Consider the following 5,591-nt stretch of genomic DNA (forward strand, 5'->3'; position numbering starts at 1 on the left):
CGGCCCGACGGGGCAGACGGGCCGACCGAGGGCGGGGCCGACCCCCCGGCCAGGCCGCCCAACCCAAGCCGGCTGGACCGCCCGACCACCACGCCCGGGCGAGTGGGCCGAAGACCGCCAGCCCGACGGGGCAGAGCGGCGGGCCAGCCGCCAACAGAATCGTCGACTGCCGCGCCTGGCCGGGGTCGGCGCGGCCGCGCTGTCGGCCGCCGGGAGGGGGTAGCCGACGACTCGGTTGCCCCCGGCTCGGCGGGGGCTGTGCCGTGGCCGAGCGGGAAGCCTGGCCGCCCGACCGGATCGCCGACTGCCGCGTCCGCCCGAGGCCGCCGAGACGGCCGCGCCGCCGACCGCCTACGGGCGACAGCCGACGGGCCCAACACCCCCAGCCCGACGCGGGCCGTGCCCTGGCCGAGCAGGAACCCGGCCAACCAACCGAACCGCCGACCGCCGCACCCAGCAGCCCCGCCGGATTGCCGACCGCCACCCCGTCCGAGGGAGGCAGCCGGCACGGCTGCGCCGCCGGCCGCCCGCGGGCGGCACCCGGCCCCGGCTGGCGCCCGCGGGCGACACCCGGCCCGACTGGCCGCCCCGCCGCCCACCGCCGGAGGCCGAGCCACCGGCGGTGGGCCGGCAGTGGAGCGTCACTCCCCAGCGCCGCCGAAAACCGCGGTCAGCCGGGCTTCCAGGAAGGCCAGCAGCTCCCGGTGCCCCCGCTCGTAGCCGAGGAGCTGCTCCACGAACAGCCCCTCCACCGCGGTGCCCCACAGCGTCGCCACCGCGCACACCTCGTCCTCGCTCAGCGGCACTCCCCGGCGAGCGGCCTCGCCGCGCACGGCGTCCGCGAAGGTCGACCTCAACGCGTCCAGCCGGGGCGCCAGCCGCTCCCGCAAGGCGGGCTGGTTCAGAGCCAGCGTGCACAGCTCGAGCCAGATCTTGGGCCACCCCCGCGCCCGCGCGTCCCCGATCAGCAGGTCCCGGTGCCGCCGCCAGCGGGCCACCAGCGGCTCCTCCCCCGCGAACGCGGCCGCGACCCCCGCCGCGTACTGGTCGCCCACCCGGTCCAGCACCGCCACGAGCACGTCGGCCATCGAGCCGAAGTGGTAGTGCACCAGCGCCTGGTTCAGCCCGGCCTCGGCGGCCAGCCGGCGCGTCGTCACCGCCGCCGCCCCTTCGGTGATCAGCAGCCGCTCGGCGGCGTCGACGAGCTGCTTCTTGCGATCAGGACGCACACCCACGCCTTTCTCCGGAACGGGTGAGGATACCGCCGGGCACCTCCCCCGCACGGAGGAAAGCGCTTTCGGCGGCCAGCGCGTCGCCGCAACCGGCCACAACGGTGTTTGCGCACAGTAACCGGGGGGTCGCGGCTCGGGAGTGATCGCCGTACGACATGATTTCACCTCGACCAGAGCATCTATCGAGTGATCGGCGACTGTGACTCAGAGTGAGAAGAACTCCCGAGCCGCCGGGAGGGCACTTGTCGACAACCCCCACTTGACAGGGGTGGTTGCATACGACTCTGTCGTGACGTCGCCGTCTTCGTCCCGGTCCCCAGGATTTCGTGGAGCGTCGTGAAAAACACAGATGACAAGTCAGGCGAAGGCCACCACAAGTCGATCAGAAAGCGCCTGACCGGCACCGTCCTGATCCCGAGTATCGCGCTCCTGGTGATGTGGATCGCGGGTTCCGGGTACTTCCTGGTGGACGCGATCTACGTGCGCACGGTGGCCTCCTCCGTGCAGGACGTGTCGATCCCCGCCGTCACCGCGCTCGGCGCCGTCCAGCAGGAACGCCAGCTGTCGCTGGTCTACCTGGAACGCCCCCAGGTCGGCCTGCGTGACCTGCAGGCGCAGCAGCAGTCCATCGACAGGTCGCTGACCAGCCTCCGGTCCGCCCTCACCGAGGTGAAGAGCCTCGTGCCGGACGAGATCGGGCAGCGGATGAACCAGATGGAGGCGAGCCTCGACCAGCTTCCGGTGATCCGCGCGGAGATCAACCTGCGCACGATCTCCAAGGAGCAGGTCAACGACTTCTACAACCGCCTGCTGGACGTCTCGACCGACCTGTTCGACTCGCAGGCCCGCCTGGTGCCCGACGCCGAGTCGACCCAGGGCGGTATGACCTCGGTGGACATCTTCCGCGCCTCGGACCAGATGTCGCGGGCCGCGTCGCTGGCCTCCAGCGCGTTCGCCTCCGGCCAGTTCGCCCCGGCCGACCACCTGCAGTTCGCCCAGCTCGTCGGCAGCTACCGCAACCAGCTGGCGAAGATCGCGAGCTACATGGCCCCCGAGGCGGGGCAGCGCTACCGCGACCTGACCTCGGGCGAGCAGTGGCAGCGCCTCACCGCCGCGGAGAACTCGATCATCACGCACGGCCCGGGCGTCTTCCGCGAGAACGTCGGCGGGCTGACCGTGCGGGAGAACGACTGGCGCGACCTCACCACCGAGGTGTCGGGCCAGCTGATCGGCCTGACCGTCGAGCAGTCGGAGCTGGCCTCCGGCGCCGCGCTGGACAAGGGCAACGTCAACCTGTGGACCGTGATCATCGGCAGTGTCGTCGCCCTGCTCGCGGCGATCGCGTCGATCTGGGTCGCCGTCCGGGTGTCCCGCACGCTGGTCGACCGGACCCTGATGACGCGCCTGGAGCGCCTGCGCAACGACTCGCTGGAGCTGGCCCGCACCCGCCTGCCGAGCATCGTGAACCGGCTCAAGGAGGGCGAGTCGGTGGACGTCACCGCCGAGCTGCCCCGCCTTGACCACGGCAAGGACGAGATCGGCCAGGTGGCCGAGGCGTTCAACATCGCGCAGCTGACCGCCGTGCAGGCCGCGGCCAGTGAGGCCAAGGCCCGCAGCGGTGTCAACAACGTGTTCCTCGGCATCGCCCACCGCAACCAGGGCCTGGTGCACCGCCAGCTGCAGATCCTGGACCGGATGGAGAGCCGCGAGGAGAACCCGGAGCAGCTCAAGGGCCTGTTCCAGCTCGACCACCTGGCCACCCGCGCCCGCCGCACCACCGAGAACCTGATCATCCTCGGCGGCAAGCAGCCGGGCCGCCGCTGGCGCAAGCCGGTGTGGCTGATGGACGTGCTGCGCGCCGCGGTGTCGGAGACCGAGCACTACTCGCGGGTCGAGGTGGAGAACGTCCCGCAGGTCGCGATCATCGGGTCGGCGGTCGCCGACACCATCCACCTGGTCGCGGAGCTGGTCGACAACGCCACCACCTTCTCCCCGCCCGGGTCGCAGGTCCACATGACCTCCACCCTCGTCGCGCGCGGCGTCGTGGTGGACGTGGCCGACCAGGGTCTCGGCATGAAGGACGACGTCCGGGAATGGGCCAACCGGATGATGTCGGAACCGCCCGAGTTCGACGCGATGGCCCTGAAAGCCGACTCCAGCCTGGGCCTTTTCGTGGTCGCGCGGCTGGCGGCCCGGCTCGGCCTGAAGGTCATGTTCGACTCCTCGCGCTACGGTGGCACCCGCGCCACGATCCTGATCCCGTCGGCACTGCTCGCCAACGGGGACCAGGTCGCCGAGAACGCCGATCCGGAGTTCCGCGGCGCCCCGGCCACCACCGGGACCGACTCGCACGAGCAGGAGGAGACCGGCCGTCCGGCCGGGACGAACGGTATGGGACGACACGAGAACAACGGCGCCGCCGAGCCCGCTCGGCGGGTCCCGGCGGAGCTCCCCTCGGGACGGCACGCGGAACCGGAACCGGAGACGGCGAGCGAGACCAGCGGTGTGCGGACGATCTCGGTGTTCGAGCCGGAGCCCGCGCCGGCGCCGACGCCCTCGCCGCGCCCCAAGCGGGCCCGGGCGCCGCTGCCGCAGCGCGAGCCGCAGCAGAACCTCGTCGCCCAGCTCCGTGACGACCCGGAGTCGGACGCCACCGATTACCACGAGTTCTCCGGTCGGACCCGCAACACGCTCTCGGCGTTCCACAAGGGAACCCGCCGCGGGCGCGACGCAGACGCACCGGAAGACCCCCGGGCCACCATTGACTGAGAGGGAAGTCGAACCTCATCGATGAACGAGAACGAGAACTCCAAGGTCGACCTGAACTGGCTGCTCGACGACATGGTCGACCGCGTCGTCGGGGCGCAGCACGCCGTGGTCCTCTCTGCCGACGGGCTGCTCATGGGCAAGTCCGCGAACCTGTCGAAGGACGACTCCGACCAGCTGTCGGCGATCGCGTCCAGCCTGCAGAGCCTTGCCAAGGGCGCCAGCAAGCACTTCCAGCGCGGGCCGGTGCTGCAGACCCTCATCGAAATGGCCGAGGGCTACCTGTTCGTCTGCGCGGCGGGTCAGGGCGCGTGCCTGGCGATCCTCGCCGAGGAGACGGTCGACGTCGAGATGATCGCCTACGAGATGAGCCGCCTCGTCAAGCGCGTCGGTGACTACATGACGTCGGCTCCCCGGGATGCCGCGAGGTTCGTTCCGGAGCACAACTGATGGCGGACGACCAGTGGTACGACGAAGCGGCCGGGCCGCTGATCCGGCCGTACGCCATCACTCGGGGCAGGATCCCGTCCGTCGACATCAAGCTCGACGTGGCGACGCAGGTCATGGCCATCCGGGGCAACCACGACCCGATCGGGTTGACCCCGGAGCACCTGACGATCCTCGAGTTGTGCCAGCGGCCGCTGTCCGTCGCTGAAATTGCCGTGTACGTCAAGGTCCCCCTCGCCGTGGTCAAGGTGTTGTGCAGCGATCTGATCGAACGGGGCGCCGTGATCGTCCGTTCGCCGTCGCAGCCTGCCAAGGCCCCCGATCGCGAACTACTCCAGGCGGTGCTCGATGGCCTCAACAAGCTCTGAAGAAGGGGGCGTCATCCCGACGCCCGTCAAGATCGTCATCGCGGGCGGCTTCGGCGCCGGCAAGACCACCATGGTCGCGTCGGTGAGCGAGATCGTCCCGCTGTCCACCGAGGAGGTGATGACGGAGGCCAGCACGGGCGTCGACGACCTGACCGGTGTGGAACGCAAGACGACGACCACGGTGGCGCTGGACTTCGGCCGCATCACCATCTCCCCGCAGACGGTGCTGTACCTGTTCGGCACGCCCGGGCAGGACCGGTTCTGGTTCATGTGGGACGAGCTCGCACTGGGCGCCATCGGCACCGTGGTGCTGGTCGACACGCGACGGCTGGACTCCAGCTTCGCGGCGATCGACTTCTTCGAGCGGCGCAAGATCCCGTTCATCGTGGCGGTCAACTGCTTCGAGGACTCGGACGAGTACGAAGAGGACGAGATCCGCAAGGCGCTCGCCATCGCGCCCGGAGTGCCGGTGATGTTCTTCGACGCCCGTTCGCGGGAGTCATCGAAGCTGGCGCTGATCCGGTTGGTGCGCTACGCGATGAGCCGCCTGCCCGCCGAGTCGGAGCTGGCTCGCGCCTGAGGTTCTCCGGCCCGGGATGGAGGGCCACCCCGTTCTTCGGTGACGGGGTGGCTCTCTTTTTTTGGGCGCTACGCGGGTATCTACTGCACCGGCTTCGCTTCGCTACGCCCGGATGAAGAGAAGCCCCTCCCGAACCCGATCTCTCAGTGTTCGGTTGCCGAGACACCGCGTCAAGGCGGGAAAGCGTGCCTTGACCCG

At 70.5% G+C, this 5,591-nt stretch carries 5 protein-coding genes; 4 read left to right on the forward strand and 1 reads right to left on the reverse strand.

Translation table 11 applies throughout. From position 1 onward, the window contains the following. Positions 1 to 641: 641 nt before the first annotated feature. Positions 642 to 1,229 carry a TetR/AcrR family transcriptional regulator gene (locus L2C96_RS39565; protein ID WP_237339752.1) on the reverse strand — a complete coding sequence of 196 codons (588 nt, stop codon included), beginning with the start codon at positions 1,227 to 1,229 and terminating at the stop codon, positions 642 to 644. A gap of 339 nt (positions 1,230 to 1,568) precedes the next feature. Here L2C96_RS39565 and L2C96_RS39570 point away from each other — a divergent pair, with 339 nt between their 5' ends. The 4 genes from L2C96_RS39570 to L2C96_RS39585 are packed head-to-tail and all read left to right on the forward strand — an operon-like array spanning position 1,569 to position 5,393. Further along, positions 1,569 to 4,001 (forward strand): sensor histidine kinase, encoded by a 2,433-nt coding sequence (locus tag L2C96_RS39570; RefSeq protein WP_237339753.1) that lies wholly within the window; start codon positions 1,569 to 1,571, stop codon positions 3,999 to 4,001. A gap of 21 nt (positions 4,002 to 4,022) precedes the next feature. Next, the gene (locus tag L2C96_RS39575) at positions 4,023 to 4,448 is read left to right on the forward strand and encodes a roadblock/LC7 domain-containing protein (protein WP_017983331.1); all 426 of its coding nucleotides are present in this window, start codon (positions 4,023 to 4,025) and stop codon (positions 4,446 to 4,448) included. Further along, positions 4,448 to 4,813, forward strand: coding sequence for a DUF742 domain-containing protein (locus L2C96_RS39580; RefSeq protein ID WP_017983332.1), 366 nt, complete (start codon positions 4,448 to 4,450; stop codon positions 4,811 to 4,813). The genes L2C96_RS39575 and L2C96_RS39580 overlap by 1 nt, the downstream gene beginning before the upstream one ends. Then, complete coding sequence (locus L2C96_RS39585; RefSeq protein ID WP_237339754.1) at positions 4,794 to 5,393, forward strand: GTP-binding protein; 600 nt, start codon at positions 4,794 to 4,796, stop codon at positions 5,391 to 5,393. Before L2C96_RS39580 ends, L2C96_RS39585 begins: the two co-directional genes overlap by 20 nt. Positions 5,394 to 5,591: the final 198 nt, after the last annotated feature.

The sequence above is a fragment of the Amycolatopsis tucumanensis genome (assembly GCF_021654135.1).
Classification (GTDB): domain Bacteria; phylum Actinomycetota; class Actinomycetes; order Mycobacteriales; family Pseudonocardiaceae; genus Amycolatopsis_E; species Amycolatopsis_E tucumanensis.